The organism is Methanofastidiosum sp., assembly GCA_035362715.1.
Lineage (GTDB): Archaea > Methanobacteriota_B > Thermococci > Methanofastidiosales > Methanofastidiosaceae > Methanofastidiosum.
The window spans coordinates 86,830-102,896 of record DAOSDU010000003.1 but is presented as its reverse complement, the minus strand read 5'-3'; the positions used below and the strand labels follow the sequence as shown (position 1 = coordinate 102,896).

The following is a 16,067-nucleotide window of genomic DNA, read 5'->3' as shown; positions in this document are numbered from 1 at the left end:
AGATCTAAGATGAAATATAATAAAAAATTTTTATTTTTAATATTTGCTATTTTTGTCCTTATAACTACAACAATCGGTTGTAATGTAGATTTAAGCGATATTGGAATACCCTCTGAAAAGGGAGGGGTAACTAGTAGCGGAGAAATAGATATTCTAAAAGCCAAACTTTCTGCATATGAGTCGCAAGAGTCGATGGAGAATAAGGAAATACAAAAACTAAGGGAAGAAATTGATAGAATAAAGAATCAGAACATCCCCCTTAATGGGGATGTAGCAGTGGTTAGAATATTTGGCATATTGGATCAAGAAGATGTACTGCCCATTACAGCACAGCTTCGAAAACTTGCAGAAGACAAAGAAGTTGGTGGCGTCGTTTTATGGATTGACAGCCCAGGAGGTGGAGTTTCCGCAGTCACAGAAATTTACGATGAGATTCAGAGACTAAATATGAGAAAACCTGTTGTTGCTTATGTAGGCGGCGTTGCAGCTTCTGGCGGCTATTACTTAGCAGTTGCAAGTGACAAAATAATAGTAAAACCTGATGCTACTTTGGGGAGCATTGGCGTAATATATGTTCATGAAGATTTAACAGAATACTTCAAAATGTTTGGTATAAAGATAGAAGTAATAAAAACTGGTGAAGATAAAGACCTTGGAGCTTCTTGGAGGCCATTATCTAACGATGACCGAGAAAATATCAAACAGATGATTAATGAAGATTTTGATAGATTCATTTATGTTGTTTCGAAGGGAAGAAATCTCTCAACTGAAGAAGTCCTAAAATATTCAGACGGAAATGTATGGAGCGGCACACAAGCTGTTTCTTACAAACTTGCCGATAGAGTAGGCACTCTTGATACAGCCATAGAGGAATTAAAAGTAACTGCCGGACTTAAGAATCCAAAAGTATCATTTTTTCAGATTGCAGATGATGGTAGCATCTCAAATATGAGCTATGAGTTTATGAGATACCAATACGAGCCTTCTATAAGTATTCAAAAGAAGTAAAAATATTTTCAAAGAAGTCCGTATCTACAACTAAAACTCTTTTATCGGTGACAATGTCGTCGATATACCCTTTCCAGTACACCACTATGCCCGGACCAAAAAGTGAAATATAATGCTTTAATTGTTTGTTATAATCCTGTTTAAACTCTATGTAGTCGCAAAAACTAGCCTTGCTCTCAAACCAAAATACTTTCCTACCCCTAATCTTAATCGGTTTTTTTAAAAGAAAGTCAGGAGTTTTACCTGACCCCAGTTTTCGCAGATCATCCTCCCTTAAGAATTGAATCTCTTTTTTATCAAGGTATACTTTTAACATCTCTTCCCCGTTTTTGCCGTTCTCCCTTTGAATTTTTGAGGATGCTGGTGAATATGCTATATCTACTTCGATTGCTTTTAGGATCTCATTTTTAATTCTTTGATCCTCGATAGAATCGGGATTATGCATAATCTCCTTTATATCTTTTTTATTGAAACCCTTTTCTTTGAGTATCATCGTTGCAATTAATATTGGTGAAAATGATAGTTTAGAAGCTATATCAAAAAATGAGAGGCCTCGATCCCATAACTTTGTCAGCTCGCGAATTCTGTTCATTACTGGGTAATAATCCTTTTTGACATTTCTCACAGTTTTTTGAGACAATATTGAAAGTAGGATGTCTTCTTCGATCTCGTATTTACTAGATAATTCAGGTACATCATCCCTTGTGTTAATAGATTTGTAGATTTCCATGAAGACTTGTTTTCTCATTAGACCACTTTATTGTAAGATGTAGGAACACTTTTAAATATTTTCTATCATTTCTTGATTATGGATAACAAAGATCTCTATGAGCTTAAGAAGCAGCTTAAGTTCCTTTCAAAGATTAGGGGCAGACATACAGAACTTGTTTCGGTCTATATACCTGCAGGATATGAAATTTCAAAGGTAGCTGCACAGATTAAAGACGAACAAGGTACTGCTACAAATATCAAATCTAAAGGAACTAGGAAAAATGTTCTTTCTGCTCTAGAGAGAGTAATGCAACATTTAAGATTATATAAAATGACCCCTCCTAACGGACTTGTTATCTTTTCTGGTAATATCTCAGAGGACGAAGGCAGCCCAAGGATAGAACTCTTTACACTTAATCCTCCAGATCCGATATCTGTAAGAATTTACAGATGTGATCAGCAGTTTGTTCTTGATCCGCTGCTTGAAATGATTGAAGATAAAAGAGTCTTTGGTTTAGTCATTGTAGAAAGAGGAGAAGCAAGTATAGGTCTTCTAAGAGGTAAAAAGGTAGAATTACTCAAACATTTGACATCAAGAGTTCCTGGAAAGTTCAGGGCGGGCGGGCAGTCTTCAGTTAGATTTGCAAGATTAAGAGAAATTGCAGCGGATGATTTCAAAGATACCGTTGGTAAGATCTCAAATGAAATTTTCCTTGCTCAGCCGAATCTAGAGGGAATTCTTATTGGTGGCGGCGGGTATACCAAATTTGAGTTCGAAGAAGGGGAATATTTACATCACGAACTTAGGAAAAAAATATTGGGGACTGCAGATACAGCATATACCGAACTTTTTGGGCTAAACGAACTTGTAGATAAGAGCTCAAAAATCTTAGAGAATCTAGACATAACAAAAGAAAAGGATATCGTGACAAGATTTCTTAAGGAATTAATAAAGGATGACAGTCTTGCAGCTTATGGAGAAAAAGAAGTCAGAAAATACTTAGAAGCCGGTGCTGTAGATCTATTGCTTCTCTCAGAAGGGTTAAACAAAAACAGGATTAAGATAAAATGCGGATCATGCGATAATCTAACTGAAAAGACAGGAACTGACGAAGAACTATTCAAGTTAGAACAACAAATCTCTAGTATTCAGTGCGAAAAATGTGGGAATTTGAGTTTGAATATAGAAGAAAAAGTAGACCTACTAGAAGAGCTGGCAGATTTTGCTCAAGAAGGCAGTAGCAAGGTAGAAGTTATCTCTACAGAAACAGAAGAGGGTAGCCAATTATTAAAGGCATTCGGTGGCATTGCTGCAATTATCAGATACAGATTGTAGATTAAATAGACCTTAGTCCATTTAACAGATCCTCAAGTGTTTCTATGGGCGATAGAATCAAAGGTATTTTCTGCAATTCGGCTAATTGGACAGCAATTTCATCTACTTTCTTTGCCCCATGTAAAACAACCATTGATGGAATTATTCCCTGAACTTTAATCGCGATCATCGGAGATCTTCCAGTTGAAACTTTTGTAAATATCAAAGCCCTTTCTGAAGACAGTCCGTAAAGTTTAAGAAATTCTTCAGAATTCAGATTAAGAATGGCCTTAATACTATCAATAACTGTATATCCATGGATCTCCTTGCTCAAGTACTCTTCATTTACTAAAATATCTCCTTGAACTGCATCAATAAGCCTTTTTGGTGGAATGGGAACAGGAAATTCTTTAAGGTCAAGTACAACATCGCTTATTACCTCCTTAGCAAATCTGTGGCTAAACGAATGGATTATCTTTCCACCTCTGCTTATATCAATCTCTATTAGATTTTCAACAACTTTTCTGATCGTTGAAGACCCAGGAGATTTTCTCCTACCACCCTCATAGTCGCTTACAACAGAAGGAGATATAGATAAATGATGAGCCAAATCGGTTTGGGATATGCCAAAAATCTCGCGCCACTTCCTCAATGTTTGACCCGGATCGTCAGATAATACAACTTCTCCCGCTATCATCTTAGCAAGTTGTTCTTTAGCATCTTCAAACATATAGTTAAATAACGAACATAAATATATAAAATTTTCGTTGAAAAGCGGAGAAAGTAATAAAAATACATGCCAATATCGATATACATGTCAAATGTATATTTTATCCCTTGGAGGCAAGACTCTGACATGGTTGGTAAATTCAAGAAAATCATAAGAAAGAGCAATATTCTTGATGATATCAACAAAGAAGACAGGGTTGCAATTAAACTTCATGTTGGCGAATATAAAAATCCTGCTCATGTACATCCTCTTTATCTTAAAGAGTTGGTATCTGCACTTTTAGAAAAAGGGTGTGAACCTTTTCTTACAGACTCCACCACATACTATTGTGGACATAGATTCACTGCTGCCGGTATGATAAAAAATGCCTTTTATCATGGGTTTTCTCTTGCAAATATTGGAGCCCCTTTCATTGTTGTAGATGGATTAGGTAATGATGAAGGGTTTTCTGTTAAGGTCAGAAGCCCTCTGAATGAAATATTCCTACCCACCCTATTCAAAGAGATTGACAAGATGATTGTATTCAGCCATTGCAAAGGCCATGCATTGACTGGATTTGGGGGATCAATAAAAAATGTTGGAATGGGATGCGTTACAAAAAAATCAAAACTGGCAATGCATAAATTTGTTAATTTTTGCTATGATGATTCGCTTTGTGACGGATGCGATGCCTGTAGAGATATTTGTGACAGGGCCATACCTACAATAAAAAACGGAAAAAGAGTCCTTTCTCTTGAAAAAAGAGGGGATTGCATGCACTGCCCTGGATGTATGGAAGCATGTACAAGAGGGGCAATAAAATTAAAAGAACTTGAGAAACTAGGACAGGTTCTCCCAATTGCAGTTGAAGGGATTCTCAAAGTTATAGGTAAGGAGAATGTCACGTCGATTAACTGGGGCGCAAATATTGTGGAGTATTGTGACTGTATGCCTTTTCCAGGAAAGACCATCAGGGAAAATACCGGGATATACCTGTCAAAGGACATAGTCGCAATTGATAAAGCATTTCTGGATGATGCTAAAAAGGAGACTTTTATGATAGATGGAAGGCCAGACCCAGAAATACAGGCTATAGAAGGAGAAAAAATTGGCATAGGCAAAATGGAATATGAAAGAGTATTGCTATAAAATTTATGGCCAGAAGTGTTGGGAACCCCCTCCTTTTGGCCCATTTTCAGGAGTATGGAGGGGGTTCTTTAGGAGCTCCGTTGTCTTTGCCAGAGAAATCGCGAATTTCCATGACAAGAGACAGATTTATGCATTGATGATACGTGACAGTTGCTGCAACAACCATCACTAATGATTAGTAATACTAACTTATATATAAAGTTATCGGTTAACAATGGTTACAAATAGTGAAAATTGGTAATGATTATCATTAAAACTACATAAACTTTTAAAATAAAAAAATATATAAAAATTGATTCCTATGAAAAAGATTCTGATTAGTGGGAAATGGATTGACACAAACAATTACTTGGAAATAATAAATCCCTATAACGGAAAATGTGTTGATAGCGTATCAAAAGCCTCTTCTAATCATCTAAAAGAAGCTGTTGACTCGGCAGTGCGAGGAAGTAAGATTATGAAGGGCGTTAGCCGCCACAGGAAATATGAAATACTGTCAAAAACTGCAGAGTTGATGTTAGAAAGAAAAGACGAGATTGCTAAGACAATGGCTTTAGAAAGTGGCAAGCCTCTTGCTTACTCAAGGGGTGAGGTGTCAAGGGCTTATGAAACTATTGTATTGTCTGCAGAAGAAGCAAAAAGACTCGGGGGCGAGGTAATACCTTTTGATGCTGCACCTACGAGCTCTGACAAGTATTGTTTTTACATAAGAGTTCCTGTGGGTATTGTATTGTCTATTACCCCGTTTAACTTTCCCTTAAATCTTGTCTGCCACAAGATTGGACCTGCCATAGCGGGAGGAAATAGCGTAATACATAAACCTGCGTCGAAAACTCCTTTGACCTCTCTTATTCTTGGGGAAATCCTTCTAGAAGCAGGACTACCAAAAGAGGCGCTAAATATTGTTATTTGCTCAGCTGAAGATGCTGAAAACTATCTTGTTAAGAATCCATTAATTAGAAAAATATCATTCACAGGAAGTAAATTAATAGGGGAAAGAATTGCATCTAACGCAGGTTTAAAGAAACTCTCAATGGAGCTGGGTTCAAACTCTGGAGTAATCATTGATGAAAATTCAGATATTGATAAAGCCGTATCTGCTGTTAAAGTTGGGGCTTTTGGATATTCTGGGCAAGTTTGTATTCATTGCCAAAGGGCTTACGTTCATGATAGTGTCTATGAAGAATTTAAGAAAAAGATTGTGGATGCTGCAAATAATCTTGTTATAGGAGATCCGCTAGAAATTGGTACAGATATTGGGCCTATGATTGATGAGAAAGAGATAATCAGAATCAAATCATGGTTAGATGAAGCAAAATCACAAGGTGCAAAGATTCTCTGTGGCAATGAAAGAGAAGGCTTTGCGTTTAAGCCAACGGTAATAGAAAAAGTAACTGAAGAAATGAAGATTGTAAAAGATGAAACATTCGGCCCCACTCTGGCACTGATACCATTTAGTGATTTTAAAGAAGCAGTAAGTAAATTAAATAATTCGATATACGGATTACAGGCAGGGGTTTTTACAGAAAATCTTAGGAATTCTTACTATGCAATTGACACTCTAGATGTAGGAGGAGTTATGATAAATGATATCCCAACCTTCAGGATTGATTTAATGCCTTATGGTGGATTGAAGGGCTCCGGCTATGGCAGAGAAGGGCCAAAATATGCTATTGAAGAGATGACAGAAATAAAGTGTGTAAGATTCCACCTTTAGAAGATTTAGTAAAAAATAGAATTATGAGGATTTTAAATCCTCTTGTCTATTTCAGTATATGGAATAAATTCACCAACATGTGCATATGCTGGCCTAATTATCTTCTTGCCTGATATAAGTTCTTCAATTCTGTGGGCACACCAACCAGGTATTCTGCCCATGGCAAATAGAGGCGTATACATCTCTTTGGGTATGTCAAGGCAGTGGTATACAAACCCTGAATAGAAATCAACATTTGCAGTTATTACTTTGTTAGATTTCTTTACTTCGTAAAATACTTCAGGCCCAACCTGCTCTATAAGCTCGTACAACTTAAATTCGTCCATTCTCTTCTTATCCTTTGCAAGCTCCCTTGCTTTTGTCTTTAAAATAACTGTTCTTGGGTCTGACTTAGTGTAAATTGCATGCCCGAGCCCATAAATTACGCCCATTCCATCAAAAGCTTTTCTTTCAAGGATTTTTTTTAGGTAATTTTTTACCTCCTCTTCATCTTCCCACTCTCGAACGTTATCTTTAATGTCCTTCATCATTGCCATTACGCTTTTATTTGCACCGCCGTGCAGTGGACCTTTCAGAGATCCAATCCCAGCAGATATGGCAGAATATGTATCGGTTCCTGATGAAGTAACTACATGAACTGTAAATGAAGAGTTATTACCTCCTCCGTGCTCAGCATGAAGAATTAGAAGAATATCAAGTGTATCCGCTTCAAGCTTAGTAAAATTCCCATCTTCTCTCAGCATGTAGAGAAAATTTTCTGCTGTGGAGTAATCTGGATTATGATTTCTGAGTATTAGGTCTTTACCTTTGAAATAATGTCTTCTGGCATGATATGCGTAGGCAACAATTGATGGGAATTTAGCTATTAATCCAACACTTTGCCGCAAAACATTTTCTATGCTTATATCATCCGCTTTCTTATCCAGAGCGTAAAGAACTAAAACGCTCCTTGCGAGTTTGTTCATTATATCATTACTTGGAAAGTGAAGTATTACATCGTTAGTGAAATTGACAGCTAGATCTCTGTTACTAACCATTAATTCATTGAAATACTCTAGCTCTTCCCAAGTAGGCAATTTTCCAAAGAGAAGAAGGAAGATAATTTCTTCAAATCCGTGTCTATTCTCTTTGGATATAGCATCTACTATGTCCTCAATTTTTATGCCCCTGTATGCAAGTCTACCTTCTAGTGGGGTAAAAACTCCATCTTTTTTTTCATAACCTGTTACATCAGATATTTTAGTCAATCCGACTAATACACCGCTCCCATCTTCATTCCTCAATCCTCTTTTGACATCAAATTTAGGATAAAGTTCAGGAGTGATTTGGTTATTTACCTTGGCATAGTCCACCAGTTTTTCAAACATTTAAACACCTTTTTAATAAAAATCTTGACATATGTCTTATAATAATTTATTTTTTTCTTCTAATGTTTGATATTTAAGATTTTCGGTGGAGCAATAATTAAAAATAATAAGTTAAAGTATTAATCATCTCAAAATAGAATAAAAGAAAGTAAATGGTGGGGTCGCTGAGATTTGAACTCAGGTCCCAAGCTCCCAAAGCTCGAAGGATAGGCCAAGCTACCCCACGACCCCAATAAGTCCATCTTAAAATACATCGCTTATAAGATTTTCGTTTTACAATTATTTGATTGTGATTCTTTCCCCAGTAACCATATAGTGAATTTTTTCTGAAATCTTGCAAACATGATCTCCGCATCTTTCAAGGTATCTTCCTATCAGCATGTAATGTGTATAGTAACTTATGCTTTTAGGATTTTCAACCATGTAAGATATGCATTCACGTAGTATCGTATGGAAAAGACAGTCAACTTCATCATCTCTTTTCCACATAGTATCAATGAGTGTTAGATCCTCAGTTTCATAAGCTTTGATTACATCATCTAACATTCCTAAAACAATATCCCCCATGACACATACACTTTTTAATCTTGGGAATTCTTTATTCAAGGATATCTCTTTTATGTCACGCGATATATCTTTAGAGTATATGCCAATCCTCGTTAGATATGTGTTCATTTTCAAGGTAGATATTATAGCCCTTAGATCCCTCGCTACTGGTTGATACAATACAATTAATCTTTGTGCGTCGTCTTCAATTTTATAATCAAATTCCCTTATATCTTTCCTCTGACTGATTACCTTTTCTGCAATTGTGATATCTGAAGTTTTAACAGCGTCAATTGACTCTTTTAACATTTCTTTGGAGAGATTAGACATCTCGACTACATCAGCTTTAAGCTGTTCCAGTTCTTCAACAAATTTCTCTCTCATGTTTTCAACCTACCCAAATCTTCCCATTATATACTTTTCAGTTAATTCCTCTTTAGGATTTTCAAATATCTGTTGAGTTTCTCCAAATTCTATGAGCTTCCCTAAATACATTAAAACTGTATAATCACTTATTCTAGCCGCCTGTTGCATGTTGTGTGTAACAATCACGACAGTATATTCTTTCTTTAGTTCATCAATTAAATCCTCTATTTTTGTTGTTGCAATTGGATCTAGTGCTGAACACGGCTCATCCATTAATATAATATCTGGCTGGATAGCCAAAGCTCTTGCAATACAGAGTCTCTGTTGTTGCCCCCCGGATAATCCCATTGCCGATTCCGTTAATCTTTCACAAACTTCGTCCCAAAGAGCTGCATCTTTTAAACTTTTTTCAACAATTGTGTCAAGATCTTTTTTATTTTTAATACCATGAATTCTTGGGCCGTATGCAATATTATCATATATAGATCGGGGAAAAGGATTTGGTTTCTGGAAGACCATGCCAATTTTACTTCTCAAGGCCACAGGGTCCACTTTTGGATCAAGTATATTCAATCCTTTCCAAATTACTTTACCTTCCATTCTGCAGCCATCGATTTCCTCGTTCATACGATTAAGTGCTCTAAGCAACGTGCTTTTCCCACAGCCGCTTGGCCCAATGAAAGCTGTCACCTTGTTTTTTGGTATACTCAATGAAACTTTATTAACTGCAAGCATATCGGAATAATAAACATTCAAATTTGATATTACCAAGGCTCCATTGTCCTTTTTTTCTTTAGATTCCATCCATTATCACCAAACAATTTAATATCATATCTACCAATCCCTATTGGCTTGTGAACGCTGACGAATAATCATAGCCAAGAGATTCATTGCGAATAAAATTATCAATAATATTATTATCGTACTAGCAGCAAGATTTTGAAACTGTAATTTAGGGTGTCTTGTCCAGAAAAAAATTGTGACTGGCAATGCCAAGAATCCATCAAAGATGCTACCTGGAGCAGTTTTAGCAAACACCGATGCTATGAACAAAATAGGTGCTGTTTCACCTATAGCTCTAGAGAGCGCTAATATTGAACCTGTTAGAGTTCCGGGTAATGCATATGGTATGACATGATGTCTTACTGTCTGCCACTTCGTAGCGCCAAGCCCTCTAGCCGCATCCCTAAATGATTTTGGAATTCCCTTTAGAGCTTCTTCGGTAGTGACTATTATAATTGGCATAATCATCAATGATAAAGTCAAACTGCCCGATAGCACACTAGTCCCAAATCCAAAGATACGAACGAATACAGTTAATCCAACTAATCCAAATACAATTGACGGGACTCCTGCCAAGTTTTGTATTAATCTTCTTAAAATTCTTGTGTAGGCGTTGTCTTTTGCAAATTCAGTGAGGTAAACAGCTGCCCCAACACTTACGGGCAAAGAGAAAATCATGGCCAGCCCAACAAGATAGATTGATCCAAGAATAACTGGATATATTCCTGCTATTGCAGGATTAGAACTTGGATATGATGTTAAGAAATTAATATTAATTCCAGATAATCCTTGCTCCAGAATAGAAAACATCAAAAAACCTAAGAAAACTATTGCAAATGCTAGACAAGACCCAACTGAAACTATACCTATTTTACCGATTTTATGCCTAAATCCCAAGGTATTTTCTGATTCAATTTTTTTGATTTCCAGATTATTATTAATTTGAGAAGAAGTTAGTTTTGTATTTGATTTATTACCAAGAGGATTTACTAAATTTATTTTTTTCTTTTTGTTTGAAGCTGTTCCACCGGCGTTTTGAATTCTTAAAACGACAAGTCCCGCAATATAATTAATCACATATGTAATTGCAAATAATACAAGACCGATTGCAAATGCTGCGCTAACGGCCAATCCAGGAGGGATATCTCCAGTTGCTACTTGCGCTATATAAGCAGTCATAGTTTGAACTTGATTTAAGGGATTTAGAGTAAGTTTTGCTACATTTCCAGCAGCCAATGCCACCACCATTGTTTCGCCCAAAGCCCTTGCTAAACCAAGCAGAATTGAAGCAATTATCCCACTTGAAGCAGCTGGCATTACAACTTTAATTGCAGTTTCCCATTTTGTTGCCCCTACTGCAAGACTTCCTTCTTTCAATTCCCTAGGAACGGCCCTCATAGAGTCATCTGAAACACTAACAATTATTGGGAGAATCATAATCGACATCACTATGATTGCACTAGCAGCGTTAAAATAACTGGCCCCGAAATATTCTCTTAAGATTGGACTAATTACTATAAGGGCAAAGAATCCGTATACTATTGAGGGTATACCAGCCAATAGTTCAATAATAGGTTTAGCTATAGAACTAATTTTTTTATTCGCAAATTGAGTGAGGTAAACTGCAGCCCCTACTCCAAGAGGTGTTGCAATCAGAATGGACCCCCCGGCAATTAGAACTGTACCTGAGAGTAAAGGAAGGATACCAAAACTTGGATCTGTTCCGTTGGGCGTCCATTGTGTACCCGTAAAAAACTGTAGAATACTTACTTTTGGACTTAAAAAAAATTCAATAGAGCCATTCACCAATGTATACAAGATAGCTAGGCTGACTAGTATTGCAAGACTTGCTGCAATGAATATCAACTTAACTATCACTGCTTCTTTTAAATCCACTTTTTTATGAAAGGGATTATTCCCATTGAAGTATGCTCTATTGGTTTTACCTAACATTAGGGTCACTCTTAGTTTAATTTTGAAAGTTGTGCGGGTATTATTGTTGGGTCGACTAATGATACCTTAACATATCCAACTTGTGGCACGATATTTTGTCCCTGTTCACTTAAAATGTATTTTAGGTATGCATTTATAGCTTTTCCCTTGTCTGTTGAATTAGTTGGTACGCCGTTTGTGTATATGTGTAAGGGCCTTGCCATTGGGTATTTTTCTACGTTTTCAATTGATGCTTCAACAAATGTATCTCCTGATTTCTTGGCAATCTTGACTACTTTTAATTGACCTGGATTTTCAATTATGTATGCAAATCCAAAGTAACCTATTGCGTATTTGTTTGATTTTATTGCATCAAGGATAACGTTATCGTCTGCACTTGGGTTGTATACCCCATCGCCAGATTCCAGCCTTGTCTTTGCTACCTGAGTTACTTTTCCCCAGTCTTTTATGGTGCTTTCGAAGAAATAATCGTATGTTCCGCTTGCTTCGTCTGGTGCGTAGATAGTTATCTTTGCATGAGGTGCGCCTTTCTCCTTTAATCCAGGCACTTCATCCCAGTAAACTGCAGGATTGTCGTTTGTGAAAATCTTGTATAGTTGGTCAAATGTAAGTTCATTTGCCCAAGTATTTTCATTGCTCACAACTACGGCCAATACATCATAAGCTACAACCCATTTTGTTGGAAGAACACCATTGCAAGCCGCTGTTGCAGTGCCATCTGAATTGACCAATGTTTCGTCACAGCCTATGCTCTTATAGTCTGAACTTTTCAGTAACCTGCTTGCATCTCCTAGGTCAGTCTCTCCTTTGAGTAAGGAGTTCAATCCGTGGCTTGATCCACCGCCAGAAACAGATATCTGTGCACCTTCGAATTGTTCTGCCCAGTATATTGCTAATGGCAAAACTGTGCTTGAGCCTGTCTGGCTGAGTTTTATATTTGATTGCGATGTGTTTTGGGTACAACCGGAAAAGACCATACCAAAAACAATAATCCCCGTCAATAATCCAAACACTCCTATTCTTCTTCTATCCATAGCTAATCACCGAATTAATTAACTTTAGATCTCTTATAATACTTGTCGACTTATAGTATATAAATATACATATCAAATTATTTTCTCAATACCTATATATATTCTATAGTATTAATACAGAAATATTTATATAATCAATAGAAATCAATAAATCGATAAAATGGAAATAAGAAAAGTTCAAATCACCGGCGGTTCTTCTTATGTCATTACATTGCCTAAAGAGTGGATTAAATCTTTAAACATAAAGAAGAATGATTCACTCGGCCTCATAGTTCAGAAGGATGGAACTCTACTTGTAACCCCAGACAAAGTAATTGAGAAAAAAAGAAAACAAAAGGAATATATTGTTGATGCGGATACCGATAAAACCTATCTATTTAGGCTACTTGTAGGCGCTTATGTTATGGGGTACTCCGATATTGCAATAAGATCCAATGAAACAATGCCCCCCCAGATCAGAGAAGCAATTCGAATGTTTACACAAATTGCAATAGGTCCAGAGATTGTTGATGAGGAGCCAAATCTTTTTGTTGTGAAAGATCTATTAAGCCCAATGGAGATGCCTTTTGAAAAGACGGTTAAAAGGATGTATTCCCTTGTTGAAAGCATGCACAAGGATGCAATTAAATCTCTAAAAGCTAATAATAAAGAATTGGCCCAAAATGTTGTTTCAAGGGATTTTGAGGTAGATAGACTCTACTGGCTCGCTACACACCAATATAATGTCATTCTTACTGATATATTGCTTTCAAAGAAAATGGGCTTGAGTCAGGAAGAAGCAAGTTATTTCTTTTTAATAAGCAGAATTTTGGAAAGAATTGGAGACCACGCATCTATTCTTGGTGAGAATGTTCTAAAAGTAATAGGCAAACTCAATCCAGACATAATTCAAGATATAGAATCAGCAAGTACTCTAGCCCTGGATATTCTTTCAAAGAGTTTTGAATCACATTTCAAAAAGAATATCAAAAAAGCTAATGAAAATATTGATGCTGTAGATAAATTATTGGGAAAATGTGAAGAAATAAATAACAAGGTTTTAAATCTGGGAATTGAAGCTATTCCTGTAGTATATATAGTTGAAAGCATCAGGAGAACAGGCGAATACTCTGGGGACATTTCAGAGCTTACCATCAATTATTTGATATTAAAAAATTAAATATTTATTTTATCCCTTTAATAAACATTTTTAATTTGTCTTCATGATCTCCTTTAAGATCTTTCCTTGTAAGAGTTAATTTTGCCAATGGAGTAATTCCTATAAAATCCTCCATGTCACCGAATGCCGTGGAATCGCCAGAACTACCACAAGTGCAAAAGAATGCCACATTCTTGAACTTACCTTTGTTTTCGTTAATATAGGTTCTAACTGCAGGCGCCATGAGTGCAGCCCATATAGGAGTTCCAATAGCAAGAAGATCATATCTTTCTGGGGTTTTTCGCATTTCTTTTATACTAGTTAGGTTTTTAGAACGTGCATCTCTCCCAGACTTTAGCCACCCTATTATTCCTTTCCTGTTTTTATTATCTATTATTTCCTCGATGTCGCACTTCATCTTACTAGAAATCTCTTCTGCTATTTTCTTAGTATTTCCAGACCTAGAATAATAAACAACAAGTGTCTTCATAATAGCGAATTTTTTTTTAGCACTTATAAGTCTTATGAGAATCAAATATTGGCCAATGATACCTTTAAAGTAGAAATTAGAACAGCAAATACTATTGAAATATTATAGATAAGTCTTATATATCCCTGATAATACTATTTTTCTGGACGAGTAAAAAATACGGCCAGTTGTTTTAAAAGAAATGGAGGAGATACCTATAATTGAACCGCAGATTAACTTTCCCGTTGAGGACAGAGACGATGAGCAGCCTCTCTTCATTCCTGAAGAAGACTACGATGAAGATTAAATATACTAATTAATCTTTTTTGATATAATTAAATTTAGACCCATATAATATAATGATTCTTATAATAGAGAGATACTAACCGAAAACTATTTTAAGAATATATTTATATGAAAATGGGGGGCTTTTATTGCCAGAAAAAAAGTTAAGGATATTGATAGCAAAGCCAGGGCTTGACGGCCATGATAGAGGGGCGAAGGTAGTTGCTAGAGCTTTGAGAGATGCAGGAATGGAAGTAATCTATACTGGACTCAGACAAACTCCTGAAAGCATTGTGGAAACAGCTTTGCAAGAGGACGTAGATGCCATAGGGCTCAGTATTTTATCTGGGGCCCATAATCATCTGTTTAAAAAGGTAATAGAACTTCTAAAGAAAGAAGGTGCAGAGGATATTCCTATTTTTGGCGGAGGCATTATCCCTGAGGATGACATGCCCTACCTCACTGACATTGGAGTTAAGAAAATATTTGGGCCTGGAACGAGTACTGAGAAAATTGTCACATATATAAAAGAAATGACTAATAAATAATAAAGAGTGCCTAAAATGAACTCATTTGATGAACTAATAAAACGCATGAGCTCAGGAGAAAGACGGGCACTTGGGAAGATTATTACTTTAATGGAAAATGATTCCTCTTCTTCTGCTTATATCATTCCTCAAATACATAATTTGACCGGCAATGCCCATATTGTAGGTATAACCGGGCCTCCCGGTTCAGGTAAGAGTAGCCTTGTTGATAAGTTGATATCCTGCTACAGAAATGATGGCCTTAAAATAGGAGTTATCGCTATTGATCCTACGAGCCCTTTCACAGGAGGGGCGATTCTTGGAGACAGAATAAGAATGAAGAGACACTATACCGACAAAGATGTTTTTATTAGAAGTATGGCAACTAGAGGGAATCTTGGAGGGCTTTCTGAAGCGACTGGAAATACTATAAAAGCTCTTGATGCCTTCGGAAAAGATGTGATTATAATTGAAACAGTCGGTGCAGGTCAGGTGGAAGTTGATATTGTTAAGGTAGCAGATACCGTTGTTGTTGTTTCAGTCCCGAGTATGGGGGATAGTGTCCAAACACTAAAAGCAGGAATCATGGAAATAGGCGACATATTTGCCGTCAATAAGGCAGACATCGAGGGTGTTGAGAAATGTATAATTGAAATCAGGATGATGCTTGAACTTTCAGAGAAAAAAGGGGGATGGACCCCACCCATAATAAAAACATACGGGAACAAAGATGATGGCACAGATGATCTTTATGAATCAATAAAAAATCATCACAAGTATCTGATTGAATCCGGACACCATGAGCAAAAAAGGATTATTAGAGGTAAAACTGAATTAATAAATATACTCCAGAATCTATTTATTAAAAATCTATACGATACTATAAGCGAAAAAGAGATGGAAGAACTTGCTAAAAAAATAGCAAATAGAGAAAAAGATCCTTACATGATTATTGAAGAATTAATTCCACGATTAAAAAAGTTTATTTGA

15 protein-coding genes and 1 tRNA gene are annotated in these 16,067 nt (G+C 36.3%); 7 read left to right on the top strand and 9 right to left on the bottom strand.

The genetic code is table 11. The features are described 5' to 3' along the window. Positions 1-9 precede the first annotated feature (9 nt). Positions 10-1,008, top strand: a complete 999-nt coding sequence (gene sppA, locus PLI06_03165) for a signal peptide peptidase SppA (protein HOI76597.1) — start codon at positions 10-12, stop codon at positions 1,006-1,008. On the opposite strand, the gene PLI06_03160 is transcribed toward sppA, so the two are convergent. Continuing rightward, positions 986-1,756: a C15orf41 family protein gene (locus PLI06_03160; GenBank protein ID HOI76596.1), complete on the bottom strand. Its 771-nt coding sequence runs from the start codon at positions 1,754-1,756 to the stop codon at positions 986-988. The two genes, sppA and PLI06_03160, sit on opposite strands and share 23 nt — an antisense overlap. A 60-nt stretch (positions 1,757-1,816) precedes the next feature. Here PLI06_03160 and prf1 point away from each other — a divergent pair, with 60 nt between their 5' ends. Then, positions 1,817-3,055, top strand: coding sequence for a peptide chain release factor aRF-1 (gene prf1, locus PLI06_03155; GenBank protein ID HOI76595.1), 1,239 nt, complete (start codon positions 1,817-1,819; stop codon positions 3,053-3,055). 1 nt (position 3,056) lies between these two features. Here the strand turns inward: prf1 and PLI06_03150 are convergent, their stop codons facing one another. Then, complete coding sequence (locus PLI06_03150) at positions 3,057-3,764, bottom strand: helix-turn-helix domain-containing protein (protein ID HOI76594.1); 708 nt, start codon at positions 3,762-3,764, stop codon at positions 3,057-3,059. 84 nt (positions 3,765-3,848) lie between these two features. Here PLI06_03150 and PLI06_03145 point away from each other — a divergent pair, with 84 nt between their 5' ends. Next, a complete protein-coding gene (locus PLI06_03145) occupies positions 3,849-4,892 on the top strand; it encodes a DUF362 domain-containing protein (GenBank protein HOI76593.1) in 1,044 nt (347 codons plus the stop codon). Positions 4,893-5,193: 301 nt separating this feature from the next. Further along, positions 5,194-6,609: an aldehyde dehydrogenase family protein gene (locus PLI06_03140; GenBank protein HOI76592.1), complete on the top strand. Its 1,416-nt coding sequence runs from the start codon at positions 5,194-5,196 to the stop codon at positions 6,607-6,609. A gap of 32 nt (positions 6,610-6,641) precedes the next feature. On the opposite strand, the gene PLI06_03135 is transcribed toward PLI06_03140, so the two are convergent. From PLI06_03135 to PLI06_03110, 6 genes are all read right to left on the bottom strand, one after another. Continuing rightward, positions 6,642-7,976, bottom strand: coding sequence for a citrate/2-methylcitrate synthase (locus PLI06_03135; protein ID HOI76591.1), 1,335 nt, complete (start codon positions 7,974-7,976; stop codon positions 6,642-6,644). Between the two features lie 153 nt (positions 7,977-8,129). Then, a tRNA-Pro gene (locus PLI06_03130) sits at positions 8,130-8,207 on the bottom strand. 48 nt (positions 8,208-8,255) lie between these two features. After that, positions 8,256-8,906, bottom strand: coding sequence for a phosphate signaling complex protein PhoU (gene phoU, locus PLI06_03125; protein ID HOI76590.1), 651 nt, complete (start codon positions 8,904-8,906; stop codon positions 8,256-8,258). 9 nt (positions 8,907-8,915) lie between these two features. Continuing rightward, positions 8,916-9,692, bottom strand: a complete 777-nt coding sequence (gene pstB, locus PLI06_03120) for a phosphate ABC transporter ATP-binding protein PstB (protein HOI76589.1) — start codon at positions 9,690-9,692, stop codon at positions 8,916-8,918. Between the two features lie 30 nt (positions 9,693-9,722). Further along, positions 9,723-11,624 carry a phosphate ABC transporter permease PstA gene (gene pstA / locus PLI06_03115; protein HOI76588.1) on the bottom strand — a complete coding sequence of 634 codons (1,902 nt, stop codon included), beginning with the start codon at positions 11,622-11,624 and terminating at the stop codon, positions 9,723-9,725. Positions 11,625-11,635: 11 nt separating this feature from the next. Next, positions 11,636-12,658: a PstS family phosphate ABC transporter substrate-binding protein gene (locus tag PLI06_03110; GenBank protein ID HOI76587.1), complete on the bottom strand. Its 1,023-nt coding sequence runs from the start codon at positions 12,656-12,658 to the stop codon at positions 11,636-11,638. 160 nt (positions 12,659-12,818) lie between these two features. Here PLI06_03110 and PLI06_03105 point away from each other — a divergent pair, with 160 nt between their 5' ends. Next, positions 12,819-13,817, top strand: coding sequence for a phosphate uptake regulator PhoU (locus PLI06_03105; GenBank protein ID HOI76586.1), 999 nt, complete (start codon positions 12,819-12,821; stop codon positions 13,815-13,817). A gap of 4 nt (positions 13,818-13,821) precedes the next feature. Here PLI06_03105 and PLI06_03100 read toward each other — a convergent pair whose 3' ends face one another. Then, positions 13,822-14,286, bottom strand: coding sequence for a flavodoxin (locus PLI06_03100; GenBank protein ID HOI76585.1), 465 nt, complete (start codon positions 14,284-14,286; stop codon positions 13,822-13,824). Positions 14,287-14,699: 413 nt separating this feature from the next. Here PLI06_03100 and PLI06_03095 point away from each other — a divergent pair, with 413 nt between their 5' ends. Both PLI06_03095 and meaB read left to right on the top strand, forming a co-directional pair. Then, a complete protein-coding gene (locus tag PLI06_03095; GenBank protein ID HOI76584.1) occupies positions 14,700-15,098 on the top strand; it encodes a cobalamin B12-binding domain-containing protein in 399 nt (132 codons plus the stop codon). Positions 15,099-15,113: 15 nt separating this feature from the next. Beyond that, the gene (gene meaB, locus PLI06_03090) at positions 15,114-16,067 is read left to right on the top strand and encodes a methylmalonyl Co-A mutase-associated GTPase MeaB (protein HOI76583.1); all 954 of its coding nucleotides are present in this window, start codon (positions 15,114-15,116) and stop codon (positions 16,065-16,067) included.